Source organism: Streptomyces sp. NEAU-sy36 (assembly GCF_013423905.1).
In the GTDB taxonomy this organism is placed as follows: Bacteria; Actinomycetota; Actinomycetes; order Streptomycetales; family Streptomycetaceae; genus Streptomyces; species Streptomyces misionensis.
In genome coordinates this window covers 3504982-3531597 of sequence record NZ_CP058977.1, presented here as the reverse complement: position 1 = coordinate 3531597, position 26616 = coordinate 3504982, and the positions used below count along the sequence as shown (strand labels likewise).

At 73.9% G+C, this 26616-nt stretch carries 28 protein-coding genes; 14 read left to right on the top strand and 14 right to left on the bottom strand.

The window, feature by feature from the left end; translation table 11 throughout:
- Nucleotides 1–24 precede the first annotated feature (24 nt).
- Both HZZ00_RS16315 and HZZ00_RS16305 read right to left on the bottom strand, forming a co-directional pair.
- A complete protein-coding gene (locus HZZ00_RS16315; RefSeq protein WP_180332859.1) occupies nt 25–894 on the bottom strand; it encodes an NAD(P)H-binding protein in 870 nt (289 codons plus the stop codon).
- 498 nt (nt 895–1392) lie between these two features.
- Nucleotides 1393–2067 (bottom strand): CBS domain-containing protein, encoded by a 675-nt coding sequence (locus HZZ00_RS16305; protein WP_180332858.1) that lies wholly within the window; start codon nt 2065–2067, stop codon nt 1393–1395.
- Between the two features lie 237 nt (nt 2068–2304).
- Between HZZ00_RS16305 and HZZ00_RS16300 the strand changes: the two genes are divergently transcribed.
- On the top strand, nt 2305–2631 hold the full coding sequence (locus HZZ00_RS16300; RefSeq protein WP_180332857.1) for a hypothetical protein: 327 nt from the start codon (nt 2305–2307) through the stop codon (nt 2629–2631).
- 27 nt (nt 2632–2658) lie between these two features.
- Here HZZ00_RS16300 and HZZ00_RS16295 read toward each other — a convergent pair whose 3' ends face one another.
- Nucleotides 2659–3306: an FMN-binding negative transcriptional regulator gene (locus HZZ00_RS16295; RefSeq protein ID WP_180332856.1), complete on the bottom strand. Its 648-nt coding sequence runs from the start codon at nt 3304–3306 to the stop codon at nt 2659–2661.
- A gap of 386 nt (nt 3307–3692) precedes the next feature.
- On the opposite strand from HZZ00_RS16295, the gene HZZ00_RS16290 reads away from it, so the two are divergent.
- Nucleotides 3693–4841, top strand: coding sequence for a macrolide family glycosyltransferase (locus tag HZZ00_RS16290; protein ID WP_180333546.1), 1149 nt, complete (start codon nt 3693–3695; stop codon nt 4839–4841).
- Nucleotides 4842–4940: 99 nt separating this feature from the next.
- Here HZZ00_RS16290 and HZZ00_RS16285 read toward each other — a convergent pair whose 3' ends face one another.
- A complete protein-coding gene (locus HZZ00_RS16285) occupies nt 4941–5894 on the bottom strand; it encodes a hypothetical protein (protein ID WP_180332855.1) in 954 nt (317 codons plus the stop codon).
- 216 nt (nt 5895–6110) lie between these two features.
- Here HZZ00_RS16285 and HZZ00_RS16280 point away from each other — a divergent pair, with 216 nt between their 5' ends.
- From HZZ00_RS16280 to HZZ00_RS16260, 4 genes are all read left to right on the top strand, one after another.
- Complete coding sequence (locus HZZ00_RS16280) at nt 6111–6554, top strand: MarR family winged helix-turn-helix transcriptional regulator (protein ID WP_180332854.1); 444 nt, start codon at nt 6111–6113, stop codon at nt 6552–6554.
- On the top strand, nt 6547–7956 hold the full coding sequence (locus tag HZZ00_RS16275; protein ID WP_180332853.1) for an MFS transporter: 1410 nt from the start codon (nt 6547–6549) through the stop codon (nt 7954–7956). Before HZZ00_RS16280 ends, HZZ00_RS16275 begins: the two co-directional genes overlap by 8 nt.
- 37 nt (nt 7957–7993) lie before the next feature.
- Nucleotides 7994–8551 carry a cysteine hydrolase family protein gene (locus tag HZZ00_RS16270; RefSeq protein WP_180332852.1) on the top strand — a complete coding sequence of 186 codons (558 nt, stop codon included), beginning with the start codon at nt 7994–7996 and terminating at the stop codon, nt 8549–8551.
- A gap of 124 nt (nt 8552–8675) precedes the next feature.
- The gene (locus HZZ00_RS16260) at nt 8676–8825 is read left to right on the top strand and encodes a hypothetical protein (RefSeq protein WP_180332851.1); all 150 of its coding nucleotides are present in this window, start codon (nt 8676–8678) and stop codon (nt 8823–8825) included.
- 23 nt (nt 8826–8848) lie between these two features.
- Here HZZ00_RS16260 and HZZ00_RS16255 read toward each other — a convergent pair whose 3' ends face one another.
- Together HZZ00_RS16255 and HZZ00_RS16250 are read right to left on the bottom strand one after the other, a co-directional pair.
- Entirely contained in the window at nt 8849–9910 is a 1062-nt protein-coding gene (locus HZZ00_RS16255) for a DUF6745 domain-containing protein (RefSeq protein ID WP_257585952.1), read from the bottom strand.
- Between the two features lie 113 nt (nt 9911–10023).
- Nucleotides 10024–10350 carry a hypothetical protein gene (locus HZZ00_RS16250; RefSeq protein ID WP_070029388.1) on the bottom strand — a complete coding sequence of 109 codons (327 nt, stop codon included), beginning with the start codon at nt 10348–10350 and terminating at the stop codon, nt 10024–10026.
- Nucleotides 10351–10527: 177 nt separating this feature from the next.
- Between HZZ00_RS16250 and HZZ00_RS16245 the strand changes: the two genes are divergently transcribed.
- From HZZ00_RS16245 to HZZ00_RS16220, 6 genes are read left to right on the top strand one after another with little or no spacing between them, the layout of a single operon-like run.
- The gene (locus HZZ00_RS16245; RefSeq protein ID WP_180332850.1) at nt 10528–11481 is read left to right on the top strand and encodes an STM4015 family protein; all 954 of its coding nucleotides are present in this window, start codon (nt 10528–10530) and stop codon (nt 11479–11481) included.
- An 11-nt stretch (nt 11482–11492) separates the two neighbouring features.
- Nucleotides 11493–12452 carry an STM4015 family protein gene (locus HZZ00_RS16240; protein ID WP_180332849.1) on the top strand — a complete coding sequence of 320 codons (960 nt, stop codon included), beginning with the start codon at nt 11493–11495 and terminating at the stop codon, nt 12450–12452.
- Nucleotides 12433–13590 (top strand): STM4014 family protein, encoded by a 1158-nt coding sequence (locus HZZ00_RS16235; RefSeq protein ID WP_180332848.1) that lies wholly within the window; start codon nt 12433–12435, stop codon nt 13588–13590. Before HZZ00_RS16240 ends, HZZ00_RS16235 begins: the two co-directional genes overlap by 20 nt.
- Nucleotide 13591: 1 nt before the next feature.
- Entirely contained in the window at nt 13592–14398 is an 807-nt protein-coding gene (locus HZZ00_RS16230; RefSeq protein ID WP_180333544.1) for an STM4013/SEN3800 family hydrolase, read from the top strand.
- Nucleotides 14395–15744, top strand: a complete 1350-nt coding sequence (locus HZZ00_RS16225; RefSeq protein ID WP_180332847.1) for an STM4012 family radical SAM protein — start codon at nt 14395–14397, stop codon at nt 15742–15744. Before HZZ00_RS16230 ends, HZZ00_RS16225 begins: the two co-directional genes overlap by 4 nt.
- A 10-nt stretch (nt 15745–15754) precedes the next feature.
- A complete protein-coding gene (locus tag HZZ00_RS16220; protein WP_180332846.1) occupies nt 15755–16615 on the top strand; it encodes an STM4011 family radical SAM protein in 861 nt (286 codons plus the stop codon).
- Here the strand turns inward: HZZ00_RS16220 and HZZ00_RS16215 are convergent.
- The 3 genes from HZZ00_RS16215 to HZZ00_RS38370 are packed head-to-tail and all read right to left on the bottom strand — an operon-like array spanning nt 16606 to nt 20161.
- Nucleotides 16606–17964 carry an MFS transporter gene (locus tag HZZ00_RS16215; protein WP_257585828.1) on the bottom strand — a complete coding sequence of 453 codons (1359 nt, stop codon included), beginning with the start codon at nt 17962–17964 and terminating at the stop codon, nt 16606–16608. The genes HZZ00_RS16220 and HZZ00_RS16215 overlap by 10 nt on opposite strands.
- Nucleotides 17961–18812, bottom strand: a complete 852-nt coding sequence (locus tag HZZ00_RS38375; RefSeq protein ID WP_180332845.1) for an SDR family oxidoreductase — start codon at nt 18810–18812, stop codon at nt 17961–17963. The genes HZZ00_RS16215 and HZZ00_RS38375 overlap by 4 nt, the downstream gene beginning before the upstream one ends.
- Complete coding sequence (locus tag HZZ00_RS38370) at nt 18809–20161, bottom strand: NAD(P)/FAD-dependent oxidoreductase (RefSeq protein WP_180332844.1); 1353 nt, start codon at nt 20159–20161, stop codon at nt 18809–18811. The genes HZZ00_RS38375 and HZZ00_RS38370 overlap by 4 nt, the downstream gene beginning before the upstream one ends.
- A gap of 157 nt (nt 20162–20318) precedes the next feature.
- Between HZZ00_RS38370 and HZZ00_RS16200 the strand changes: the two genes are divergently transcribed.
- A complete protein-coding gene (locus HZZ00_RS16200) occupies nt 20319–21443 on the top strand; it encodes a helix-turn-helix domain-containing protein (protein ID WP_180332843.1) in 1125 nt (374 codons plus the stop codon).
- Between the two features lie 215 nt (nt 21444–21658).
- Nucleotides 21659–21880 carry a hypothetical protein gene (locus tag HZZ00_RS16195; RefSeq protein WP_146468821.1) on the top strand — a complete coding sequence of 74 codons (222 nt, stop codon included), beginning with the start codon at nt 21659–21661 and terminating at the stop codon, nt 21878–21880.
- Nucleotides 21881–21961: 81 nt separating this feature from the next.
- Here HZZ00_RS16195 and HZZ00_RS16190 read toward each other — a convergent pair whose 3' ends face one another.
- From HZZ00_RS16190 to HZZ00_RS16170, 5 genes are all read right to left on the bottom strand, one after another.
- Complete coding sequence (locus HZZ00_RS16190) at nt 21962–22903, bottom strand: urease accessory protein UreD (protein WP_374028531.1); 942 nt, start codon at nt 22901–22903, stop codon at nt 21962–21964.
- On the bottom strand, nt 22900–23610 hold the full coding sequence (gene ureG / locus HZZ00_RS16185; protein WP_180332842.1) for an urease accessory protein UreG: 711 nt from the start codon (nt 23608–23610) through the stop codon (nt 22900–22902). The genes HZZ00_RS16190 and ureG overlap by 4 nt, the downstream gene beginning before the upstream one ends.
- A 66-nt stretch (nt 23611–23676) precedes the next feature.
- A complete protein-coding gene (locus HZZ00_RS16180; RefSeq protein WP_180333541.1) occupies nt 23677–24363 on the bottom strand; it encodes an urease accessory protein UreF in 687 nt (228 codons plus the stop codon).
- A gap of 98 nt (nt 24364–24461) precedes the next feature.
- Nucleotides 24462–26186, bottom strand: a complete 1725-nt coding sequence (gene ureC / locus HZZ00_RS16175; protein ID WP_180332841.1) for an urease subunit alpha — start codon at nt 26184–26186, stop codon at nt 24462–24464.
- Nucleotides 26186–26596, bottom strand: a complete 411-nt coding sequence (locus HZZ00_RS16170) for an urease subunit beta (RefSeq protein WP_180332840.1) — start codon at nt 26594–26596, stop codon at nt 26186–26188. The genes ureC and HZZ00_RS16170 overlap by 1 nt, the downstream gene beginning before the upstream one ends.
- Between the last annotated feature and the right edge of the window lie 20 nt (nt 26597–26616).

Below are 26616 nucleotides of genomic sequence, written 5' to 3'. Positions count from 1 at the left end.
GCACCGGGGCGTCGGCGCGGTCGCTCACATCAGGGGCCGGAGCACGTCGTAGGCCCAGGACGCCAGTGTGGTCGGGGTGGTGCTGCGCACGGTGCGCGGCTGCTGCGGCACGAAGCCGTCCCGGAGCCCGGTCGACATGCCGATGACCGCTTCGACCAGTCGGTCGGTCATGCCGGAGGCGCGCAGCAGCGTGCGCATCGCGTCGTCCTCGACGCGTTCGACGCGCAGCGGGCGGCCGATGGCGGCGGACACGATCTCGGCGGCCTGCGGCCAGGTGAGGTCGGCCGGGCCGTGGACCGCCTGTACGTGGCGGCCGGACCAGTGGGTCGTCAGCAGGCGGCCCACCGCGACCTCGGCGATGTCGCGCGGGGCGACCCAGGGCATGGGCTGGTCCAGCGGCAGGATCACCGGGATCGTGCCGGCCCGGATGGCGTCGCGGTAGGACTCAAGGTTGCTGAAGAAGAAGCCGCAGCGCAGATGGGTGACCGTGGCGCCGAGCGCGTCGAGGGCGGTCTCGGTGCCCGCCAGGCCGTCGATCTCCCCGGCGCCGTGGCGCAGTTCGGCTCCGACGCTGCTCAGGAAGACGGTCCGCTCGACGCCGTTTGCCCTGACGGCGCTCACCACGCTCGCCGTGGCCAGCGCGTAGTCCCCGAGCGGGTCCTCGCCCGTCGACGGGGGGTCGACCCAGAAGAGCGCATCGGCCCCGGCGGTGGCCGCGACGACCGCCTCCGCGTCGCGCTGGTCCACCGCGACGGCGTCGACCTCGCGGCGCACCCCGGGGTCGAGCCGTCCGGGGTCACGGACGAGGACCCGGGGCCGCAGCCCGGCCCGGACGAGCATGGCGACGACGTGACGTCCGACGTTCCCGGTGGGGGTGGTGACCGCGATCCGCATGGTCTGGTTCCTTTCGGTGGCCGACAGCGCGACGCTATGCGGCAAACCGGACAACCGTTGTCTGCTATGACCGGGGAATCAGCCGTGTGCCACCACCGCGGCCGGCGCGGCGACGTGGTGGAGGGCGGCGTGGGTGACTGGCCGAGGCGGGCGCCGGCCGAGGCGGTGAACAGAGTCCGCTCTCCGCCATGGCCCATGTGCACACGGTCCTGCGCCTCGGACACGGTCCGAAGGGTCCCGCGAGCCCCCGCCGGCCGGTGTCCGACCTGCTGGAGGTCGTCTGACCGGTGCCGGTGCGCGTCCGTGCCGGGCGGGAGCGCTCGGTTGCTGCCGGCCTCGGCCGGGGGCGACGGATGACCGGGGCCGCGGCCAGGCCCGGGCGGGCGTCGGGGGCGAACCGCCGGTCCAGGGTGATCTCGCGTCGGCGGGCGGCCGGGCGCGCGGCGGTCGTGGTGTGGTCCGGGAAGCCCGGGCGGCGGCCCGCTCAGCCGGCGGCGTTCACGTTCCCGAGGACGCGTCCCGGGTGTCGTCGGTCCGGAAGGTGAGGCTCCCGGAGACCGACACCACGCCGTCGACGCCCCGGCACAACTGCTCGATCACGCGGATCTGGGTCCGGAACTCCACGATGCCGGTGAGGGTGACCCGCCCGTCGCGCACCTCCGCCGTGACGTCCCGTGGATCGAGCAGGAGGGTGCCCCGCAGCAGGTCCCGGTTGATCTCCTCGCGGATGGCCTCGTCGCGGCGCAGGAAGACCCGCAGCAGATCGGCGCGGCTGACGACACCCACGAGCCGGTCCGCCTCGTCCACCACGGGCAGCCGTTTGACGTGCCGCTGCTCCATGAGCCGCGCGGCCTCGACGACGGTCCACTCGGGCCGCGCGCACACCGCGGGAGCGGACATCACCTCCTCCGCCCGGGTGCCCTCGGCCCTGGCCCGCTCCTCGGCCTCCAGGTGCGGTGCGGGGGCCAGCCCCGCCGGGTCCGCCTGGTCGGCGCTCTTGCGCAGCAGGTCGGCCTCGGACACCACGCCCACCGGACGGTCCAGCTCGTCCACCACGGGCACGGCGGTGATGTCGTTCTCCTCCAGCAGCCTCGCGAGTTCCTTGAACGATGTGTCCTGCCGTGCCCGGACGACCTCCCGGGTCATGAGCTCTTCGACCGTACGGTGGTGCATGTCGCCTCCCGGATACGGGCGCCCGCCCGGTGGGTCCCGGACCGGGGCCCGTGCGCGGCGCGGCCCGCGGGGCGGGTCGGATAACAGCACCATTCTGCGGAGCCCGGGGCGATCATGCGAACTCGACCGGGCCGGTCGGTGCCCCCGGCAGGGGTCGCCGCAGGTACCCATCCGTGCCGCGGGCTCAAGGCGGCGTCGCCCGGCCGCCGCCGCGGTCGCGTGCGGCATCATGGGCGGGTGGACGAAGCGGAGCGGCTGCGAAACGTGTCCCGGCTGTGGGAGGAACACCGCCGCGCCGCGTTCCCGGCCGATGCGCGGGGCGCGGAGCCGGCCGGTGTCGACCTGGTGCTGCTCGACGCGACCGTCGCCGGCTGTGTCTCCGGCTGGCTGGACGGCGGCGGCAGCCTCGACGCGGAGCGCGGCCGCGTCCTGCGGGACGCCGTCACGGACCTCGACCGGGTGCTCCCGGAGATCGCCGGGGCCGACGGACCGCGGTACTTCCGCCGCCTGCGCCGGCTGGCCGTGCTCGTGTCGGCGGCCTCGCCCGGCGCCGCCGTCAGGTGAGACGGGGGCCCGTGATCGCCTTCCGGTTCATGCCTTCCACGTGCCCATGCGGTCCAGGCGGCGCAGCTGCTGGCGGGCCGTGGGGGCGTCGAGGCCCCGGGCGCGCTCGGTGAGGCGTTCGGCCACGGTGGTGCGCAGTTCGGTGGGCTTCTGGTTGTCGTACTTGAACTTGGCGCGCACATCGAGCACTTGGAGCCTCAGGCCGCGGATGCCGGAGAGCATGCGACCGTAGGGCGGCCGGTCGGCTTCGACAGGGGCGTGGTCTCCGTCGGGCTGGAAGTGGGCCAGCTGGCGGCGCAGCAGGTCGGCCTTCTCCCCGGGGTCGTCCAGGATGCGGGCGCGGCAGGTGAACTGGACGGCCGCGTAGTAGCTGGTCGGTACGCCGTCGGTGGGCGGGACGTCCGGGTTGGCGCGCCAGGTGCCCGGGATGAAGGCGTAGTCGCCGGTGACGGCGAAGGTGACGTTCGGGTCGCGCTCGATCGCCTTCCACACCGGGTTGGGCCGGGCCAGGTGGACGAGCAGGTCCTTGCCGTCGGTGGCGAAGTGGGTGGGCACCACGGCCGGCGCCTCACCGGGCGGGCCGTTGACGCAGAGGTGCCCGAAGTCGTGGCCTTCGGCGATCCAGGTCTGCCATTCGGCGTCGTCCAGACTCGCGTCCCAGGGGTGGATGAGCATGCGGGGACCGTACAGCAGTCCGGCCAGGCGGTGTCAACCAAATGACCTTGCGGTGCATTGCACTGCACTTCGGCGCGACGGTGCTGGGGAGGTGACGTTGGGGAGGACGCGGCTCGGGGCGCCGGAAAACACGGTGCCCCGGCTTGCGGGGGCCGTTAGGGTCGGGGCATGAACTTCCTTCAGATCTACGGCTGATCGCGTCGGGGCGACGCCCCGGTTCCGCCTCCGCCCGCCGCCGCGCGGCCCTCGGCGCCCGAGTCCTCTCGGCGCCGTCGCCGCGTCGGCCCCGGCGTGCCCGTTTCCCGCCGTAGACCTGAAATGAGACCCCCGTGGCTTCCCTGCCCAGCCCGTCGTCCTCCCCGTCCCGCCGCCGTGCCCATGTCGCCATGGTCGGCATTCCCGCCGTCAGCCATGTGCTGCCCAGCCTGGCGGTCATCCGTGAGCTGGTGGCCCGCGGTCACCGGGTGACGTACGCCAACGACCCGTCGGTCGCCGACCTGGTCACGGGAGCGGGCGCCGAACTCGTGCCCGTCCCCTCCGGGTTGCCGGTCGCCGACAACGCCTGGCCGGAGGACCCCGTCGAGGTGATGAGCGTCTTCTTCGACGACGCCGTCCGGGCGCTCCCCGTGCTGCGCGCCGCCTACGACCACGATCCGGCGGACCTCTACCTGTACGACATCGGCGCCTACGCCGCCCGCGCCCTCGCCGAGTCGCAGCGCCGCCCCCTGATGCAGCTGTCTCCGACCTTCGTGGCCTGGGACGGATACGACCAGGAAGTCGCGGCCCCCATCCGGCGGTTGCCGGGCGCCGACGCCTACCGGGCGAGGTTCGCCGAGTGGCTCGCCGGCTGCGGGGCGACGACCACCGACGTGGACGCCTTCTGCGGCCCTCCCGCGCGGTCCCTGGCGCTCATCCCCCGGGCGATGCAGCCGCACGCCGACCGGGTCGACACCGGCGTCGTCACCTTCGTCGGCCCCTGCTTCGACCAGGGGAAGGCCGCGCAGGACTGGGCCCGCCCGGCGGACGCGGGGAAGGTGCTGCTGATCTCGCTCGGCTCGGCGTTCACCCGGCGGCCCGAGTTCTACCGCCGGTGCCTGGCGGCCTACGGCGACCTGCCCGGCTGGCATGTCGTGCTGCAGATCGGCAAGTACGTCGACCCGCTGGAGCTCGGGGACATCCCGGCCAATGTCGAGGTGCACTCGTGGGTGCCGCAGCGGGCGATCCTCCAGCAGGCGGACGCCTTCGTCACCCATGCCGGGATGGGCGGCTGCGGTGAGGGGCTGATGGCGGGCGTCCCGATGATCGCGGTACCGCAGGCGGCCGATCAGTTCATGAACGCCGACCGGCTGGTGGAACTGGGCGTGGCCCGGCGCATCGACACCGCGGACGCCACCGCCGACGCCCTGCGGACCGCCCTGGAGGAGCTGACGCGGGACGCGAAGGTCGCCCGCCGCTCGGCACGGCTGCGCACCGAGGCGCGGGGCGAGGGCGGCACCGGGCGGGCCGCGGACCTGGTCGAGGAGATGCTGGGCTGAGCCGGACCGGCCCCCGGGGAACGCCTGCTGTGAGCGGCGGCTCCGGGGGGCCGGTGCTGCTGTGAGCGGCGGCTCCCGGGGGGCCGGTGCGCGGCAGCGTCAGGAGTCCGACGGGGACTTGTAGATCCGCACCGTGGCGGCGATCTTCCGTACCGTCGCGTCCGCCACCTCGCCGTCCACGCCCTTGACACCGACGAACGACCAGGAGACCAGGTCCCCTTGGCCGTTCTCGAAGGCGAAGGTCCACGCCTTGCCGTCCGTGGCGCACTCGGCCGGCTTCCGCACGCCCACGGACCAGGCGCTGCCCAGTTCGCCCCTGATCCCGGACGCCGTGGTGAACGGCTCGACGGCGCCGGACTTCACCTCGGTCTTGTCGGGCTGCGTGTACATGCCGTACACCCAGGTCCTCGGGTCGGCGCCGGCGATCCGAGCGGTGCTGCGGGCGCCGGTGTCGCGCCTGCTGCCCGCGGTGGCCAGCGGGGTGTCCTCCGGGGTGCCGTCCCTGTCCTCGTCCGCGGAGCACCACGTCGGCCGCAGGGTGGCGGGCGCCCGCATCGCGATGAGCGGCTTGTCGTCCGGGTCGCCGTTCTCGGAGACGTAGGTGACCCAGTCGGGGGTCTGGAGCTTCCACTGCGGCGGGACGTCGAAGGCGATGCCCTGGGCCGGGTTGGTGACGACCTTCCAGCCCTTGACCGTGGCGGTGCGGCCGTCGGCCGCGCGGGGGTTGGCCGTGCTCCGCTGCGGCGGGCCGGTCGGGGTGGGACCCGGGCCGGCCTCGTCGTGCCTGCCGCCGAGGAGCAGGAAACCGGTGATCCCCGCGGCGGCGACGACGGCCGCGGCGGCGGCCACGGCGACCAGCCGGGTGCGGTCCGGTCGGCCACCGCCCGGCGGCGGCCCCGCGGGCGCCCCGGCGGGCGGCGTGGGTGCCTGCCACGGCTGCGGCGGCTGATGGGGGTTCGGCTGGTGGTACCCCGGCTGCCGGTACGGGTTCGGCTGTTCGACCGGGGGCCACTGCGGATCCCGTCCGCCCCCCGGTGGCTGTTCTGGCCACATGCGAGGCAACGATACGGCGGGCTCCGCCCGGCCCCGGCCGGGGGTGGACCGGTCCGCCGCCGGACCGTCCGCGCTCGGACTCAGCCTCGCGAACGCGGACCGGTCGTCGAACTCCGCGCCGGCTTCGACGATTTGGCGGCGACGTATCCCGGCGAGTCCCGCCGGGTCACAAAGGCAAACTGTACAGCCCAGGCTGTACAGCTTAGGCTGCGGGTCATGAGTGAGAACCCGAGTCCGTCCCCGTCGGCGGTGCAGGCGTCCCGTGATGTGCGCGCGGTGATCAGCCGGCTGCGGCGGCGCATCCTGAAGGCCTCCGAGGCGGAGGACCTCACCCTGGGCCAGGCATCCGTGCTGGCCCGGTTGTCCGACAAGGGGAACGTCACGGCGAGCGAGCTGGCCGCCGCCGAGGGAATGCGGCACCAGTCGATGACCTCGATGGTCGCCGGGCTCGCCGCGCTGGGCCTGGTGGAGCGGACCCCGGACCCGGACGACGGGCGGCGTCTGCTGATCGCGCTGACGCCGGAGGGCCGCCGCCGGGTGGAGCAGGGGCGGCAGATCCGCACCGAATGGCTCGCGGAGCGGCTGGACCGGTGCACGGAGGAGGAACGCGGGACCGTGATCGCCGCCATGGCCGTGCTGGAACGGCTGATCCATGACTGAGACGCGACCCGGGGCCATGACGAAGACGGACGGGTCGGCCTTCGACCGGCGGTTGCTGCCGCCGATGCTGCTGGGCTCGATTTTGAACCCGGTCAACTCCACGATCATCTCGGTGGCGCTCGTCCCCATCGGCAAGGCCCTGGGCGCGCCGGCGTCGCAGACCGCGTGGCTGGTCTCCGCCCTCTACCTCGCCACCTCGCTCGGGCAGCCGGTCGTGGGCCGGCTCATCGACCTGTTCGGGCCGCGCCGGCTCTTCCTGTTCAGCACCAGCCTCGTCGGCGTCGCGGGCGTCGTCGGCACCCTGGCACCGAACATGGCGGTGCTGATCGTCGCGCGCGTCCTGCTCGGCTTCGGCACCTGCTCGGGCTACCCCGCCGCGATGGCGCTGCTGCGCAGTGAGGCCCAGCGCACCGGGCGGGACAGTCCCGGCGGGGTGCTGACCGCACTGGCGGTCGCCAACCAGACCATCGCCGTCATCGGCCCGCTGCTGGGCGGTCTGCTGATCTCGGCCGGCGGCTGGCGCACCACCTTCGCGCTGAACGTGCCGCTGTCCGTCGTGTCCGTGGTGCTGGGCCTGCTCTGGCTGCCCAAGCCGGCCGCCGCCGGGCCCGCAGGGCGCGGCCGGCTGGTCGCACAGCTCGACCTGCCCGGCATGGCGCTGTTCGCGGCGACGCTCACCTCGCTGCTGCTGTTCCTGATGAACCCGCACCCGCGCACCTGGTACCTGCTGGTGGTCGCCGCCGCCTTCGCGGCCGGGTTCGCGCTGCGCGAGCTGCGCGCCGCCACTCCGTTCATCGACCTCAGGGTGTTCGGCGGCAACACTCCGCTGCTGGCCACCTACGGCCGCGCGGTCGTCGCCTACGTCGTTTCCTACTCCTTCCTCTACGGCTTCAGCCAGTGGACCGAGGAGGGCTACGGGCTGAGCCCGTTCCGGGCCGGTCTGGTGCAGATACCCATGTTCCTGGTGGCGATCGGCGTCTCGCTCGTCTCCGGGCGGCGCTCCGGCGTGCGCGGGAAGCTGCTGGTCGGCGCGGCCGGGCAGATCGTCGCCTGCCTGGTGATGCTGACGCTCGGCGCGGGCAGCGCCCTGTGGGCGCTCCTCCTGGTCGCCCTGGTGTTCGGCATCCCGCAGGGGCTGAACAGCCTGGCCCTGCAGAACTCCGTCTATTTCCAGGCCGATCCCGAGCGGGTCGCCTCCTCGGCGGGGCTGCTGCGCACCTTCGCCTACATCGGCTCGATGATCGCCTCCTCCGCGACCGCGGCGTCCTTCGGGCGGCGCGCCGACACGGGAGGCATGCACCAGCTCGCCTGGATCATGCTCGGCGCCGGTGTGCTCTACCTCCTCGTGACCGTCCTGGACCGCACCCTCGGGCGCGCGGCACCCACACCGGCGGACAAGTAGCCCTCCCCTCCCCCGACTTCACCCGGAAGGCACCCCCATGTCCCGCACCGCCCTGCTGCTCATGGATCTCCAGGCCGGCCACCTCGCGCACGTGCCCGACGACTACCTGCCCCGCGCGGTGCGCGCCCTGCGCACCGCCCGCGCCGCCGGTGTCCCGGTCATCCATGTGGCGCTTCGACTGCGGCCCGGGCACATCGACGCCCACCCGCGCAACAAGACCTTCGGTGCCCTGCCACCGCACCTGTTCACCCCCGACGATCCCGGCGCCGCCATCCACCCCGATGTCGCGCCCTCGGACGGTGAGATCGTCGTCCACAAGAACCGGGTCAGCGCCTTCGCCGGAAACAACCTCCAGCAGATCCTGGCCGCCCAGGGCATCGGCCATCTCGTCCTGGCCGGCATCGCGACCGGCGGGATCGTGCTGTCCACCGCCCTCCAGGCCGCCGACCTCGACTACCGGGTCACCGTGCTGTCCGACGCCTGCGCCGATCCCGACCCCGACCTGCACGACACGCTCGTCGACCGCGTCCTCGCCCGGCGCGGCGAGGTCACCACGGTCGAGGCGTGGGGGCGCGCCCTCGGCGCCGCCGCCTGAGCGCGCCCGGCCCGTCCGCCGCGGTCACGCCCCGGCGACGCCCGCGTGCGTGCGGTGGTGGCGCGGCGCGTCGATCTCGTCGAGCAGGGCGATCGCGAAGTCGCCGTGGGAGACGCGGGCGGCCATGCCGGCGCCCCGGCACGTCGTGTACCGGCTCATCCCGCCGGGCCGCAGTCTGCCGGGGCTGCTGGACGCGGCGCGGGACTGGGCGAAGGCGCACCTGGACGAGGTGCTCGACGCCCGTGAGGCGGCACAGGGCCGCCTGCCCCGCTGAGGGGGGGGCGGGGCGGCCGTGGTTCAGGTCTGCCGCTGCGGCGCGTACTCCGCCTCCTCCAGGCCGAACGTCCAGGCGACCCCCTCCCGAGCGGTGCGGGTGCGCGGCGGGACGCGCAGCCAGTACGTGCGGTGCGTGCCGTCCGGCTCCGGGGTGGAGTTGACCACCTCGACCATCACCTGCGGCTCGTCGCCCGGCAGTTCCACGCGCCAGAGCACGCCCGTCTCGTCCCGCTGCACCGGCTTGGCGCCGGACTCCTTCAGATAGCGGTCGTAGCCGTAGTGCTCCAGCATCACGCGGCGCAACTCGGCGTTCTCCTCCTCGCGTATCCGGCGGGGTGTCAGCCCGTCGAGTTCGTCGAGGAACGCGGCGGGCACCGGCATGCCGCGCCAGGCGTACAGCGCGAAGCCGTCGGGGAAGGCGAGCGCGGGGCCGTCGCCGCGGTCGAGCCGGCCCGCCTCGTCCCGGTGCAGCGCCACGGGCCGTTCGCAGACGATCGCGGTCTTCTCGTACGGCCACCACCAGCCCGCGGCGCGGGCCACCGCCGCGACGCCGTCGAGCGCCTCCGCGCCCTCCTGGCCGGCGAAGGCCGCCAGCCAGGCCGCGTCGTGCTGGCCCAGCACCGCGTCCAGGAGCACCAGCCGGACGGCCTGCTCCGCTTCCCGCGCGCCACCGGACTCGTCCGTCACCCCGGTCCGTATGCGGTCCGTCAACATGACCATGCCGTCCCAGAGACGGGCGCCGGTCAGGGCCCAGTGCCCGGCCCAGCCGGCCGGTCCGAGCCGGTCCAGGAGACGCCCCCGCGCCGTGGCCCACGGCCGGTTGCGCACCGCGTCGCGGACGCTGCGGCCGGACGTGCCCTGCGCCGTGAGCCGGGCGGCCAGCGCCGCGCCCGCGCGGGGCGAGTCCGCCCAGAGGATGGTCTCCGGCTCGGGCAGGCCCGCCAACCGGTAGGCCAGGCGCACGCCCTCCTCGGCGGCGGGGCGGTCCGCGGCACCGGTCGCCGCCGCCACCTCCCGCCACTCGCGCACCGCGTCCACCGGCTCCGGCCCGCTCGGTTCCGTGCCGGCCGTCCGCGTGCCCATCGGCTCCGTTCCGATCGGCGTCGTCACCGCCGCGTTCCCCGTCGTCATCGTTTCCCCGCTCACCGTCTCCATCGCTTCCCCGCTCACCGAAGTCTCCGTCGCGCCCCGTCGGCTCAGTCCGCCACGACCCGGACGGCGCCCGGCACGTACTCCCGCTGCCGCACCACGCGGTACCAGCCCTTGGGCAGCGGTATCGCCGCGTGCTCCTCGTGCACCACCCGTCCGCCGTCCGGGAGATGGAGGTAGGCGGCCCCGAACGGACCGGCCTCCTGGACCAGGGTCCCCGGTCCGACCACCGCGTGCGCGTGTCCGGTGACCTCCCCGAGCGCCAGCACCAGCCGGCCCCGCGCGTCCCGCGGCCTGCGCGGCAGCCGGTCGGTGCCCGGGGGCACCGCGTCCTCGGCCACGGGCACGATCAGGACGTCTCCCTGCCGGTACATGCGTGTCTCCCTTCCCTGTCGGCATCTGGCGCCGACCGATGCCCACGACGCTAAGCGGGGGGTCTGACAACGGCCCCCGCACCGGCTTTCCCACGGCCCGTCAACCGCGTTGTCGGTGGGGGTTGGTACAACTCTTGGCAACCACCGCACGATCACGGTCCAGGAGGCCAGCGCGTCATGTCGTACGTCGAGCACCTGAAGGAACTGCACGGCCTCCCGGCCTTCGACTTCCCCGCACCCGAGGAGAAGCGGGAGCTGCCGGGTGCAGGCGAGGTGGCGTGGCGGCTGGCCGTCGACCCCTACGGGGACTCGGACGAGACGTTCGAGGAGTTGTGGGAGCGTTTCCTCGGCTCGGTGGACCCCGCCGGGGTGCGCGCGATCGTCGTGGGCCCGTGGGGCGAGGTGTACGACGGCGACTCGGGCGAGGTGGTGGATCTTCTCGTGCGGGCGCGGGACCGGCTGACCGGGCTGCGGGCCGTGTTCATCGGCGACCTGCAGATGGAGGAGGCGGAGATCTCCTGGATCCAGCAGTCCGACGTCACCCCGGTCCTCGACGCCTATCCGCTGCTGGCCGAGTTCGGGATCCGCGGCGGCAGCGAGCTGCGCTTCCCCGTGGTCCGGCACCGGCACCTGCGCACCCTCCGCTTCGAGGCCGGCGGCCTGCCCGGCGACGTCGTGCGCGGCGTCGCCGCCAGCGAACTCCCCGCGCTGGAGCACCTGGACATATGGCTCGGTGTGGAGGAGTACGGCGGTGACGCCACCGTCGCCGACCTCGCGCCGCTGCTGGCCGGGGGCGCCTTCCCGGCGCTGCGCCACCTCGGGCTGCGCAACAGCGAGATCCAGGACGAGATCGCCGCCGCCGTCGCGGGGGCCCCGGTCGTCGCCCAGCTCACCTCGCTCGACCTCTCCCTCGGCGTGCTCACCGACGAGGGTGTGACGGCGCTGCTCGACGGCCAGCCGCTCACCCATCTGACCCGGCTCGACCTGCACCACAACTACGTCACCGAGCCGGTGGCGAAGCGGGTCCGGGCGGCGCTGGAGCCCTCCGGTGTCGACGTGGACCTCTCCGAGCCCGGGGACACCTGGGAGCACGACGGCGTCGTCCACCGCTACACCGCCGTCGCGGAGTGAGGAGGGCTGCCATGACCTTCGCCGAACACCTCCACACCTTCCACGGACTGCCCGTCTTCACCCTGCCCGAACCGGGCGAGGAGCCGCTGCCGGCCACCGGCGACGTGGCCTGGCGGCTGGACTGCTACGCGGCCGGGGACCTGCCGTTCCGGGAGGTCTGGCAGAGCTTCAGGGAGCGCGTGCCCAGCGCGGACGTACGGGCCCTGGTCATCGGGCCCTGGTGGGAGGACGAGTACACCGAACTGCGCCCGGTGCTGGAGCGGCTCCTGGGCGACGCCGAGAGCTTCCCCGCGCTCCGAGCCCTGTTCCTCGCCGACGTCGTGGGCGAGGAGTGCGAGATCTCCTGGCTCCAGCTCACCGATGTCACCCCGGTCCTGGAGCGCTTCCCCCTGCTGGAGGAGCTGGGCGTGCGCGGCGGCGCCGGGCTCGGCGAGGAGTCGCTCGCGCTGCGTCCGGTGCGCCATGCGGCCCTGCGGGCCCTCCGGTTCGAGTCGGGCGGCCTGCCCGGGCAGGTGGTGCGCGCCGTCGGCGCCTGTGAACTGCCCGCTCTGGAGCGGCTGGAGCTGTGGCTCGGCGTGGCGGCGTACGGCGGTGACGCGACGGTCGCCGACCTCGCGCCGATCCTGGCCGGCGGTGCCTTCCCGGCACTGCGTCATCTCGGCCTCCAGGACAGCGAGTTGCAGGACGAGATCGCGGCGGCGGTCGCTTCGGCGCCGGTCGTGGCCCAGCTGGAGTCGCTGAGCCTGTCGATGGGCACCCTGACCGACGCAGGTGCCGAGGCCCTGCTGAACGGCCAGCCGCTGACGCGTCTGCGGCGGCTCGACCTGCACCACCACTTCGTCGGCGAGGCCATGGCCGGCCGGCTCCGCGCGGCCCTCGGCTCGGCCGGGACCGAGGTGGACCTGTCGGACCGGCAGGTCCCGCACCGGTGGCGGAACGAGGAGTGGCGGTATGTGGCCGTCTCCGAGTAGGCCGGCCCCCGGTGCGGGCCCCCGGTTCGCCGTCGTCGGCAACCCCGAGAACCGGCGGACGACGATGTTCGCCGACGCCGTCCGCGCGGCGGGTCACGCGGCGCCGCGGGTGCTCGCCTGGCGGGACGTGCTGCGCGGCCGGTACGCCTTCGCACCGGGCGAGTGGGTGCGGATCGACTCTCCCGGGGAGAACGCGGAGGTCGACCGCCTCCTGCGGGGCACCGACGAGCCCACCCGGGTCGAGGGCACGGCACTGTGGCACCGCCGTTTCACCGCCGTCGTGCGGGAGCTGACCCGAGCGGCGCACCGCGCGGGCGCGGTGACCAGCGCGGACCCGGAGGAGATCGCGGTGCTGTTCGACAAGCGGCGCTGCCATGCCCGGCTCGCCGCCGCGGGCGTCCCGGTCCCCCCGGCCCTGACCGACGGCATCGACGGCTGGGACGCGCTCAAGCGGGGACTCGGGCAGGCCCGGATCCGGCGGGCGTTCGTGAAGCCCGCCCACGGCTCCTCGGCCTCCGGTGTCGTGGCCCTGTCGCTGGCCGGCCCCGGCCGGATCAAGGCGACGACATCCGTGGAGCGGACCCCGGACGGCCGGCTGTACAACTCCCTGCGGGTGCGCGACTACACCGCGGAGGGCGAGGTCGCCGCACTCGTCGACGCCCTGGCCCCGGACGGGATCCATGTGGAGCGGTGGCTGCCCAAGGCCGCGCAGGGCGGCCGGGCGGCCGATCTGCGGGTCGTGGTGGTCGCGGGCCGCGCCACCCACGCCGTCGTGCGGACCAGCCGGCACCCCATGACCAATCTGCATCTCGGCGGCGCCCGGGGCGATCTGGACGCGGCCCGCGAGGCGATCCGGGCCGCGGGCGGCGACTTCGCCTCGGTGCTGGAGACGGCCGAGCAGGCGGCCGCGTGCTTCCCGGGCACGCTGTGCGTCGGCGTGGACATCCTGCCGGCCGTCGGATGGCGCCGCTTCGCCGTCGCCGAGGTGAACGCCTTCGGGGACCTGCTGCCCCGGCTGACCGGACTGCCGGGCAGCGGCGCCGAGAACCTGGACACCTATGCCGCGCAGGTCGCCGCGGCGCCGTCCGCCGCGCGGCGGACGGAACGCGAGGAGCACCACCATGACACCCCCGCTTGACATGAACGAGATCGTGGGCAGCCACGATCTGCTGCTGGTCACGCTCGACACCCTCCGCTACGACGTGGCACAGGAGCTGGCGGCGGCCGGACGCATCCCGAACCTGGCCCGGCATCTGCCCGGCGGCAGCTGGGAGCGCCGGCACGCGCCCGGCAGTTTCACCTACGCCTCCCACCAGGCGATGTTCGCCGGTTTCCTGCCGACACCGGCCACGCCGGGCCCGCACCCGCGGCTGTTCGCGGCGCGCTTCGCGGGCAGTGAGAGCACGGCGGACGGCACCTTCGTGTACGACACACCGGACCTGGTCTCGGGTCTGGCCGCCGTGGGCTACCACACGGTGTGCATCGGCGGGGTGGGCTTCTTCAACAAACAGGGGCCTCTGGGCTCGGTGCTGCCGGGGATGTTCCAGGAGAGCCACTGGGAGCCGGAGTTCGGGGTGGCCTCCCCCACCTCGTTCGAGGCCCAGGTGGCGTGCGCCGAGAAGGTCGTCGCCAGTCTTCCCGAGGAGCGGCGTCTGTTCCTCTTCGTCAATGTGGCGGCCCTGCACCAGCCCAACTGGTTCCACCGTCCCGGAGCCACCCGCGAGGCGGGCGACACCCGGGAGTCCCACGCGGCGGCCCTCGAATACGTGGACCGGCACATCGGCCGGCTGCTGGCGGCGGCCGGCAGCCGCCGCCCGTGCTTCGCGATCGTCTGTTCCGACCACGGCACCGCGTACGGCGAGGACGGCCACACCGGTCACCGCATCGGCCACGAGGTCGTCTGGACCGTCCCCTACGCCCACTTCTTCGTCGACGAGGCACGATGACCATCACCACGGCGGCTGCCGTCCGCCCGTACCAGCAGTACGTCTACGCCTATCCGCACAAGACGGCGTACCGTCCGCTGCCCCCGGAGCGCGCGTCGCTGCGCGCGCTGTGGGCGGACGAGCCGAAGGACGCCCTCTCGCTCTACTTCCACATCCCGTTCTGCGAGGTGCGCTGCGGATTCTGCAACCTCTTCACGCGGATCGGCGCGCCGGACGGGCTGACCACCGCCTACCTGGACGCGCTGGAGCGCCAGGCGTCGGCGGTGCGCGAGGCGCTGGGCGACGGGGCCCGGTTCGCCAACGCGGCCTTCGGCGGCGGCACCCCGACGTTCCTGGAGGCGGCGGAGCTGGAGCGGCTGTGCGACCTGGCCGAGCAGGGACTGGGCGCCGACCTGGCCGCCGTCCCGCTGTCGGTGGAGGCGTCACCGGCCACGGCGACCGCCGACCGGCTGGCCGTGCTGGCCGCGCGCGGCACCACCCGGCTGAGCCTGGGCGTGCAGAGCTTCGACGACGCCGAGGCGCGCACGGCCGTACGCCCCCAGCGGCGGGCGGACGTGGAGGCGGCGCTCGGCCGGATCCGTGACGCCGCCATCCCGGTGCTCAACATCGACCTGATCTACGGCATCGACGGCCAGACCGAGAGGTCGTTCACCTCTTCCCTGGACGCCGCCCTCGCCTGGCGCCCCGAGGAGCTGTACCTCTACCCCCTCTATGTGCGCCCGCTCACCGGTCTGGGCAGGCGGCCCGAGCGGGTGTCCGGCGACGCCGACTGGGACGAGCAGCGGCTGCGGCTGTACCGCCACGGCCGGGACCATCTGCTCGCGCACGGCTACGAGCAGGTCTCGATGCGGATGTTCCGCCGCGCGGACGCCCCGGTCACCGGCGGGGAGGACTACGCGTGCCAGACCGACGGCATGGTCGGCCTCGGCTGCGGCGCCCGCTCGTACACCTCCCGGCTGCACTACTCCTTCGACTACGCCGTGGACATGCACCGCATACGCTCGATCGTCGACGCGTACACCACACGCACCACCGACGGTTTCCGGCACGCGGACTTCGGCTGGGAGATGGACGGGGACGAGGCCCGTCGCCGCCATCTGCTCCAGTCGCTGCTCCAGGCCGAGGGGATGGAGACCGCCGGTTACCGGGCCCGGTTCGGCACCGCGCCCGGTGACGACTTCCCCGCCGAGCTGGACCGGTTCCGCGACCGGGGGTGGCTGGACGAGAACGCCGGGCCGGGGCTGCTGCGCCTGTCCCCGGAGGGCCTGGCCCATTCGGACGCGCTGGGCCCCGAGCTGTTCTCCGCCGCGGTGCGCGCGCGGATGGCCGCCTACGAGCCGAAGTGAGCGGGCGAGCGTGGATCTGACGATTCTCTACCGGGGCCCGCTGGCGTCGTGCGACTACGACTGCCCGTACTGCCCGTTCGCCAAGCGCCGGGACAGCCGTGCCCAACTGGCGGCCGACCGGGCCGCGTTGGAGCGGTTCGCCGACTGGGCGTCCGCCCAGGAGGGCGACCGGCTCTCGCTGCTGTTCACCCCGTGGGGAGAGGGGCTGGTGCGAACCTGGTACCGGCGTGCGCTCGTGGAGCTGAGCCGGCTGCCGCACATCCGCCGGGTGGCGATCCAGACCAACCTGAGCTGCCGCACCGACTGGCTGGACGCGGCCGACGCGGACACGCTCGCGCTGTGGTGCACCTACCACCCGGGGCAGACGCCGTACGACCGCTTCCTCGGCAAGTGCCGCGACCTGGCCGACCGCGGGATCCGGTACAGCGTGGGCGTGGTGGGCCTGCCCGAGCACCTGGAGCAGGCCCGCCGCCTCCGTGCGGACCTGCCCGAACAGGTGTACCTGTGGGTCAACGCCGCCGAGGGACACACCTACACCGACGCCGAGGCGGACCGGTGGACGGCGCTCGACCCGCTGTTCCCGTACAGCCGCCATCCGCACCGCAGCGCGGGTCTGCCGTGCCGCACCGGGGAGTCCGTCGTCTCGGTGGACGGGGAGGGCACGGTGCGCCGCTGCCATTTCGTCCGCGCGGAGCTGGGCAACCTCTACGACGGCTCCTACCGGCGGGCCCTGCGCCCGCGCGCCTGTCCGCTCGCCGTGTGCGACTGCCACATCGGCTACGTCCATCTGGAGACGCTGCCGCTGTACGACGTGTTCGCGGGCGGGGTGCTGGAGCGGATACCGGCCGGGGTGCCGGTGGTTCACCGCTGACGCAGGCCGCCGTCGAGGCCGCAGCGGCGCTGGAAGACCATCGCGACCGCCATGAGCGCGGCCGGCACCGCGGTGAAGCCCAGCAGCAGCGCGGTGTGCGCGGTGGGTGACTGCGGCACGGACCGGCCCTCGGTGGTGGACACGAAGCCGCCGAGGGCGAGGACCGCGGAGTACAGATAGGGGCCGAGCGCGGTGCCGGCCGCCTCGGTCGCGGTCCACACTCCCGTGTAGGCGCCCGCGCGGGCCCCTGCGCGGGTCCCGGCCGTGGCCACCGCGTCCGGGAGCATGGAGAACGCGAACAGCTGGAGTCCGGCGAACGCGGCGCCCATGACGGCGACCAGGGCGGCGGCACCCGCCGCGCCGAGCCGTGCCCCGGCCGGCAGGGCGAGGGAGCCCGCGACGAAGACACCCTGGGAGAGGAGCAGCCCGTTCTGCTTGCCGATGCGTCCCGACACCCGCAGCCAGCCCGGGCCCGCGACGGTCGCGGGGACCAGGAACGCGCCCATCAGCGGGGCGGTCAGGGCCCGGTCGCCGAGGACGTACTCGGTGTAGAAGGGCACGCCGGCGAGGAACAGGTGGGTGGTGGTCCCGGTGCACAGGTAGGACAGCGCGAGCGCCCGGAAGTCGCGGTCCCGCCAGGCGGCCCGGATGTCGTCGCGGGCGGAGTGGGCGCGGGCGTCCGGGGGCCGGAACCCGCAGTGGCCGGTGAGTCCCCGGACGCCGGCCAGGGCGACCAGTTGGGACACGAGGATCGGTCCGGCCAGCAGCAGGGCCATCCACGCGTAGGCCCTCTGGCCGCCCGAGGCCACCAGGGCCGGTGCGGCGACGCCGGACAGGAGCAGTCCCAGGGTGAGAGCGGCCATCCGGAACGTGAACACGCGGGTGCGTTCGTGGTAGCCGATCCGCAGGTCGGACGGGGTCGTCAGATACGGCACCTGGAAGCAGGCGAACAGCAGGTTGCCGGCGACGCACCAGCAGCCGGCCCACAGCGCGGCCGACGCCCCGGACAGATGCGCGGGGACGCAGAACAGAGCGATCCACGCGGCCGTCAGCCCGAGACCCACCCGGAGCATGTCCCGACGGTGCCCCTTCCGGCGGGCCTGGCGGTCCGTCAGCGAACCGAGGAGCGGGTGGACGACGACGTCGACGACCTTCGGCAGCAGCAGGGTGACGCCGGCCCAGAACGCGGGGACGCCGAGCGTGCGGGTGAGGAAGTAGAGCAGGAGGAGGCCCGGTACGGTCACCCACACGCCCATCCCGACCGATCCGGCGGCGTACCGGGTGAGGTCGGCGGCCCGGGGGCGGGCGCAGGTGCCGTCCCGCGCCGTCGTGGGGGTGGCCGCGCTCACCGGGTGTCCGTGTGGCGTCCGACCACGCCGGCGGCCAGCTCGGCTCCTTCGAACGCGCCGGAGCGGGCCCGGGCGGCGAGCGTCCTGGCGATGATCCGGTCGGTGACGGAGGGCAGATGGCGGGCCAGGAAGAACTCGACGGCCCCGCGCCGGGTGGTCGGCAGGTCCCGGCGCACCCTGCGGCCGAGGGCGGCGCGCAGCACGGTGTCGACGACACCCTCCAGCGGCTCGTAGCTGCTCATGCCCTCCAGGGAGAGCCCGGCTGCGGCGGTCGAGTCGTGGATCGGGCTGCGCACCGCCGAGGGGTACACGCAGGTCACGCCCACGTGGGTGCCGAGTTCGAGGCGCAGTGCGTCCGCGTAGGCCACCAGGGCCCGCTTCGAGGCGCCGTACGCCGCGGCCAGGGGCAGCTGCATGGCCGCCATCCGCGAGGAGACCATGACGATCCGGCCCCGGGACGCCACCAGGGCGGGCACGCTCGCGGCGGTCACCCGCCAGGCGCCGAGCAGGTTGATGTCGAGCTGGCGCCGCACCTCGGCCCCGGGCGGCAGTTCGGCCGGGGCGGGCCCGCCGACACCGGCGTTGTTGACGAGCAGGTCGAGCCCGCCGAGCCGGTCGATCGCGGTGGCCACGGCACAGGCCGCGCCGTCGTCGTCGGTGATGTCGCAGGCGAGCACCTCGACCGGGTCGTCCGGGCGCGGTGTGAGGTCCAACCCGACCACGTGGGCGCCGAGTCCGGTGAGCCGGGCGCAGATCGCCCGGCCGAAGGTGCCGGACGCGCCGGTGACAAGCACGCGCAGCCCGCGGGCGTCGCGCGGGCCCCGGCGGTGAGCGGGTGTGGCCTTCATGCGGGGCTCCCCTCACGGGTGGTCGCGGTGAACGGGCGGGCGCCGCGCCGCAGCCGGGCACGGCCGGCCGCGATCTCGCGCGGTACGGCGGCGAGGTACTGGTCGAAGTCGATGCGCATCCGCGGGCGCCGGTCGCCCCAGCGGGCGACCGCGGCGCGCAGGGCGCGGTCGACGGCGCGCCGCTGTTCCGCGGCCGGGGGCAGGGCGTAGCCGCCGGAGAACCAGGCGGCGGCCAGCTTGGCCTGGACCTCCACCACGGGCAGCGCGGCTCCGGTGGACTGCATCAGCCCGACGAAGGTCAGGCTGGGGTCGTCGAGGTGGAACACCCTGTGGTAGAGCGGTAGTCGCTCCGGGTCGTCGCCCACCCAACGGGCGGTGAGGAAGGGGATGTGGACCTGGTATCCGGTGGCCCAGACGATCACGTCGACCGGTGCCGAGGTGCCGTCGGCGAAGACGACCGTGTCCCCGGCGAGGCGGTCGATGCCGGGGCGGGCGGCCACCTCGCCGTGGGTGAGGCGGTGCAGGATGGTGTCGCTGATCGTGGGATGGTTCTGGAACAGCCCGCCGTCGGGCGCGGGCAGGCCGTAGCGCTGCGGGGTGCCGACGGCCAGCCGCAGCAGGGTCCCGGCGACGCCCTGGCGCACCCGCCAGGGCAGCACCGCCAGCGCCCCGCCAGTCGCGTCGGAGGGCCGCCCGAAGAGGTACTTGGGGACGATGTGGACGCCCCTGCGGGCGGACAGCAGCACGGGGCCGCGCGCGACGTGGGAGGCGTCGACGGCGATGTCCATCGCGGAGTTGCCCATGCCGACGACGAGGACCCGCCGGTCCCGGAAGACCTCGGGGGTGCGGTAGTCGTGGGCGTGCATCCCGACGCCGGCGAAGTGCCCCGGGTAGGCCGGATCCGGCAGGCGGGGCAGCCAGTTGTGGCCGTTGGCCACCACCACCCCGGCGTAGCGGTCCGTGTCGCCGGAGTCGGTCGTCACCGTCCAGCCGCCGCCCCCCGCGCGCTCGACGGACGCGACCGTGGTGTCGAAACGGATGTGCTCGGTGAGCCCGAACCGGGTGCTGTAGTCGGCGAGATAGCCGGCCACCAGGTCGGCGGACGGATAGTCCGGCCAGTGCCGGGGCATCGGGTGGTCGGCGAACTCGGTGCGTCCCTTGCTGGTGTTGAGGTGCAGGGAGCGGTACGCCGGGGACAGCCCGCTCGCGTTGTCGCGCGCCCACAGCCCGCCGGGGCGGTCGCCCTTCTCGTAGGCGACGGCCTCGACGCCCGCGTCGAGCAGGGCCTTGACGGCGGCGAGACCGGCCGCCCCGGCGCCGATCACGGCGACCCGGTGGGCAGGGGGCATGCGCGTCTCCTCGGGAAGGACGGGGACAAGAGGGGGCCATCCAGGTTGTGGCCGCGCCCAACCGTAGGGTCCGCGCACCGTGCGGGAACATGTCACGCGGCACCCGATTCGGCCGTTCCCTTGTGCCGTGCCACAACCGGGGGCGAGGATGCCGCGCATGCGGCACGAGGACTGGGACAGCGTGGTGGACCTGATGGAGCGGGTCGTCGGCGACGACGATCTGCTGCCGTCCGTGGTCTTCGGCGTCCGCACGACGGTGCGGGAGGTCGCGGGGCTGGCGCCCGCCGACATCGCCGGGCACACCCGCGCGCTGCTGGCCGCGGCGACACGGGCACTGGCCGCCAGGCGGGGCCCGACCGAGACGGAGCTGTCCTTCGTGGCGGAGCTGGGGCACACCCGCGCCCGGCAGGGGGTGCCCATCGAGGCGGTGCTCGGCGCCATCCATGTCGCCGAGCGCGCGATCTGGTCCCGCGCCCGGGAGGCGGCGGCCGCGGCCGGGATCGAGGCCCGGCTGCTGCTCGACGTGCGCGAGTTGTACGACGACTGGGCCGAGGCGGTGCGGGCCCGGCTGATCCAGGCCCACCGCGCCGCGGGCACCGGGCGGGCCGCGGGGGCGGGCGACCGGGACCCGACGATCCTGCGGCGCCTGCTCGAAGGGGGTTCGGCAGCCGCACTGGCCGCGGCGGAGGCCGGACTGCCCGTCGCCGGCGGGCTGTGGGTGCTGGTCGCCCGGCCGGACGGCGGGCTGGAGCGCTCGCTGCGCGAGCAGCCGCAGGCGCTCACCGGGCACTTCGACGGCCTGCTGGTCGGCGTGTCCGCCCAGGCACCGGGGGCGCGCGCCACCCGCACCGGTGCCGTGGCGGGGCTGGCCGGACCGGCCGAGCCGGAGGAACTGGGCACCGTGCGGCGGCTGGCGCTCGCCGCGCTGACCGCCGCCGAGTCGACCGGACGGCGCGGGGTGGTGCACATCGCCGATGTCGCCGTCCTCGCGGCCGTGACCGAACGCGCCGATCTCGCGGCGGTCTTGACGGATCGTCACCGCCTGGCGTGGGCCGCGCTCGGAGCCCAGGCAGAGCCGGTGGCGCTCGCCGTGCGCGCCTGGCTGGAGACCGGCCGCGATGTGGCCTCGGCCGCCGAGCGCCTGTTCGTCCACCCCAACACGGTGCGCAACCGCGTCCAGCGCTTCACCGACGTCACCGGCATCGACCCCTCCGACACGTTCGGCGCCCTGAACGCGTGGTGGCTGTGCCGCATCCGGCTGGGCTCGGGCGAGACGGGCTGACGCAGGGTGTCCGGCTCGCCACGGGCGGAGACCGCCCGCTGATGACGGGCCAGGAGCGGGCTCCCGGTGGACATGCGGCCCTGCCGGGCCCGACCCGCTGGAACACGCCCACGACGGCACACCGCACGGGCCCTGATCGACGTGCGAGCGGGAGAAGCGCCCCAGACGATGGGTCGAGAGGCAAGAACATGCCGAAGCAGAAGGAGAGTGCAGTTATGCGAGGTCGCATCACACGCACGCTGGCCGCCGGCCTCACTGCGGGCATCCTGGCGAGCGGCGCGGCCGTAGCCTCGGTCGGAACCGCCTCCGCGGCGCCGCAGGCCGCCCCGGGTTCGTATCCCACGGCGCACCACTGCCACAAGGTCAAGGGGCACTACGCCAACCACAACGGCAAGCGGGTGTGGGTCAAGTCGCACAAGGTCTGCACCAAGCGCTGACCTCTCGGGGACGCCGCGCGTCGTCGCGGCGTCCCTCCGTCGCCCTCGCGTCGCCCTCGGACGGATGCGCGGGGCGCCGCGTCAGGTCTTGCGGAGGTCCGGGGCGGGCACGCCGATGAGCAGCCGGCGTACGGCGTCCCAGGCGGTGTGCAGGGCGCGGGTGATCGCGGGCGAGTCGCTGCCCAGGATGCGCACCCACGCCCCGCAGTCGTCGGGCAGCACGCTCACCCCGAAGACCGCGCCGGTGTCCGCCAGCGCCTCGTGCAGCACGTCGGCGATCTCCGCGGCGGGGGCGAGCGGGGAGACGGCGTAGAGCGTGGCCATCAGGCCGTGGCCGGCGAACACCGCCGGGCCGGTCACCGAGCCGGGCACGCCCGGGTCCAGGCGCACGGTGTCCACGGCCAGGAGATCGCCGTCCCCGCGGGTGATCTCCAGGTCGCTGAAGAGCATCCGGTAGGCGTGCCGTTCGCCCCGGGCCAACCGGCCGGCGGCGATGGTCTCCCCCAGCAGCACGGTGGCCGTGGGATCGACGGTCACCTGGGTGTGCTGGTAGAAGCGCGCGTCCCGGTACGGGATCAGCGGGTCCGGCAGGTACTCGACGTAACTGCCCTCCTGTACGCGGAGGTTGACGACCTGGGTGGCGTGGTCGAACTCCATCCGGTGCAGTTTGGTGGCGGCCTGTGTGGTCAGGTGCACCGCCGTTTTGGGCCCGCAGTCGATGTCGAGGCGGTTGCGGTCGGCCTGGACGATGCCGCCGCCCGTGGACATCAGATAGGTCACCGGCATGTCGGGCCGCAGCGGATCGACATACAGCGGGCGCATGATCTGCAGGGGCGACTTCTGGTAGCGGTCCACGAGTTCGGTACGGTCGCCGACGCGCGCGTAGCGCAGTTCGAGCAGGCCGACCTTGCCGGGGCGCCCGGCGGCCAGGGTGTCCGCCGGGCCGGTGAGGTCGAGCATCCGGGCCGGTGTCCGGCGGGGTTCGTAGTGGGCGGGGTCCAGCCGCGCGGGCGCCGGGGTCATGCGGTGGCCGACTCCCGGCCGGCCGGGTGGGCGGCCTCGTGGGACAGCAGGAAGTCGGCGATGGTCTCCAGTCCCTCGCCGGTCAGGGAGTTGGTGAGCACCACCGGCCGTCCCTGACGGACGTGATGGGCGTCCGACTCCATCTGCGACAGGTCGCAGCGCACGTACTGGGCGATGTCGATCTTGTTGATGACGAGCAGCTCGCACTCGGTGATGCCGGGTCCCCGCTTTCGCGGCATCTTGTCGCCCTCCGCGGTGTCCAGCACGAACAGGAAGAGGTCCACGAGAGCCGGGCTGAAGGTGAGGGTGAGGTTGTCGCCGCCGCTCTCGAAGAGCAGCGTGTCCACCTCGGGGAAGCGCTCCAGGATCTCGTCGGCGGCGGCCTGGTTCATGGTCGGGTCGTCGCGGACCGCCGTGTGCGGGCAGGCTCCGGTCTCGACGCCGACGATGCGGTCCGCGTCGAGGACCCCGGCGAGGGTGCGCCGCACGTGCGCGGCGTCCTCGGAGGTGTAGATGTCGTTGGTGATCACCGCGGGCGTGCGGCCGCGTCGGATGAGCACCGGGACGAGCGCCTCGATCAGCGCGGTCTTGCCCGAGCCGACCGGTCCGGCGACGCCGACGCGCAGCACGCCGTCCGCGGGGCGCTGCACGAACTCGTCGTGGTCGTGATGGTGTACGGAGCCTCGTACCTGGGTGGGGTCGTGCATGGAGGGTTCCTTGTCCTCGATGGTGTGTCTTGTCGGGTGCGGTTCCGGCGGAAAGCCCTGAAGGTCCTAGCTCGCGAAGAGCCGTGCCTCCGCGCGTTCGTGCCGGCCCGCCATCACGTCCGCGACGGGCACGCAGCCGCCCAGATCGGGCAACTCCCGGCGCAGGGCCGCCTCGACGGTCTCCTCGATCACCGGGGCGGCGCCGTGCAGCACGACCTGGGCCCGGCGGTGGTCGGTGAGCCGCAGGCGCAGGGCGGCACCCACGAAGCTGGCCGCGAAGGCGAACAGCTCGCAGGTGACCGCCTGCCGGGTGGTGAGCCCGGCCGCCGCGTGGACGACGCCCGCGACGACCGGCTGGCAGCCGCGCACCGTGCCCGCGCGGTACAGGGTCCGGTAGTGCTCGATCGGTGGCGTGCCGTAGACCTCGCCGGCCAGGTCGAGCAGTTGCCGGCCGGTGCGGACGACGGCCTGGCGGGCCTCCCGGCCCAGCTTGGTGGCGTACAACCGCCGTTCCACGGCCACCACTTGGTCCCAGTCCTCGGTGCCGACCGCGCGGTGGACGAGGGCGAGGGCGGTCGCGTCGGCCGGTCCCGCGCTGTGCCGGAGCAGGTCGTGCAGGAGGGCGGGCAGGCTCCGCGGGGTGACCGCGCGGGCCTGCTGGAAGCCCTCCAGGCCGTGCGAGAGGGTGTAGTAGCCGCTGGGGAAGGCCGAGTCCGTGAGCTGGAGCCCGGTCAGCAGCGCCTGGGTCGGCATCGGGTCGTTCACACCGGGTCTCCGTTCCTGCCGGATGGGCGCCCGCCGCGGTCCGGACACGGGGCGCGAGCGGCGCCCCGGGGCCGGTGCCGGGCGGGTCAGACGATGTAGAAGAGCTGGTTGAGCGGGAGGCGTTCGGCGGGCTCGATGGTGGCGGGCTCGCCGTCCACGGTGACCTTGTAGGTCTCCGGGTCCACCTCGATGCGCGGCAGCGCGTCGTTGCGGACCATGTGCTGCTTGCCGATGGTCCGGCAGCGCCGCACCGGCTCGATCCGGCGTCGCAGGTCCAGCTCGCCGGGGACGCCGGCGGCGATGGACGCCTGGGACATGAAGGTGACCGAGGTGCGCTGCCGGGCCCGGCCGTAGGAGCCGAACATGGGCCGGTAGTAGACCGGTTGGGGCGTCGGCAGGGAGGCGTTGGGGTCGCCCATCAGCGCCCAGTTCACCATGCCGCCCTTGATGACCAGCTTGGGCTTGGCGGCGAAGGAGTGGATCGGCCAGAGCACGATGTCGGCGAGCTTGCCGGGCTCCAGCGAGCCGATCACATCGGCGGCGCCCACCGCGATCGCGGGGTTGATGGTGAGCTTCGCGAGGTAGCGCAGGACGCGCGCGTTGTCGTTGCGGGAGCTGTCCTCGGCCAGCGTGCCGCGCATCTCCTTGCAGTGGTGCGCGGTCTGGAAGGCGCGGGCGAAGGACTCGCCGACCCGGCCCATGGCCTGGGAGTCGGAGGAGAAGATGCTGATCACGCCGAGGTCGTGCAGCACCGTCTCGGCCGCGATGGTCTCGGCCCGCACCCGGCTGTCGGCGAACGAGACGTCCTCGGGGATGTTGCGGGAGAGGTGGTGGCAGACCATCACCATGTCCAGCAGTTCGTCCACCGAGTTGATGGTGTACGGCAGGGTGGGGTTGGTCGAGGCCGGCAGCACGTTGGGCTCGCCGGAGACCCGCATGATGTCGGGGGCGTGACCGCCGCCCGCGCCCTCGGTGTGGAACGTGTGGATGGTCCGGCCATCGATCGCGGACAGGGTGTCCTCGAAGAAGCCGCCCTCGTTGAGGGTGTCGGTGTGGATGGCGAGTTGTACGTCGTACTCGTCGGCGATCCGCAGCGCGTTGTCGATGGCGGCGGGGGTGGCGCCCCAGTCCTCGTGCACCTTCAGGCCCGCGACCCCCGCGTCGACCTGCTCGCGCAGCGCCCCGGGCAGGCTGCCGTTGCCCTTGCCGAGCAGGCCGACGTTGACCGGCAGGTCCTCGGCGGCCTCCAGCATCCGGTGGATGTTCCACGGGCCGGGGGTGCAGGTGGTGCCGTTGCTGCCGTCGGTCGGTCCGGTGCCGCCGCCGAAGAAGGTGGTGATGCCGTTGGACAGGCCCTCCTGGGCCTGCTGGGGCGAGATGAAGTGGATGTGGCTGTCGATGCCGCCGGCGGTGGCGATCAGGTGCTCGCCGGAGATCACCTCGGTGCCGGGCCCGATCACCAGCTTGGGGTCCACACCGTTCTGTACATGGGGGTTGCCGGCCTTGCCGACCCCGACGATCAGGCCGTCGCGGACACCGATGTCGCCCTTGACGACGCCCAGGACCGGGTCGAGGACCACGACGTTGGTGATCACCAGGTCGAGGGCGCCCTCGCGGTTCAGCGCGGCCGGGTCCTGTGCCATGCCGTCCCGGATGGCCTTGCCGCCGCCGTAGACGGCCTCGTCGCCGTAGGAGCCGGCGTTGTGGTCGTACTCGACCTCGACGACCAGATTGGTGTCGGCCAGGTGGAACCGGTCGCCCACGGTGGGGCCGAACAGGTCGGTGTACTGCCGGCGCGGGATGATCGCCATCAGTGGTCGGCTCCCTCGTTCTCGGTGTCGGCGCTGCCGCCGGTGGTGGCGAATCCCCGGTGCGTCACGCGACGCAGGGCGGCCCGCCGGGTGTCGTCGGCGTTCAGGCCGCCGTTGACGAGTCCGGCGAAGCCGACGAGCCGTCGGGTGCCGCCGAAGGCGCACAGCTCGACCTCGCGGGTGTCGCCGGGTTCGAAGCGCACGGCGGTGCCGGACGGGATGTCCAGGTGCATGCCGTACGCGGCCTCGCGGTCGAACCGCAGCGCGCGGTTGGCCTCGAAGAAGTGGTAGTGCGAGCCGATCTGGACAGCTCGGTCGCCGGTGTTGGCGACGGTGAGACTGACCTTGGCCCGGCCGGAGTTGATCTCCACGGGGTCGTCCCCGTAGAGGTAGTGGGCTCCACCCGACATCGTTGGTCTCCTCGGTGGTT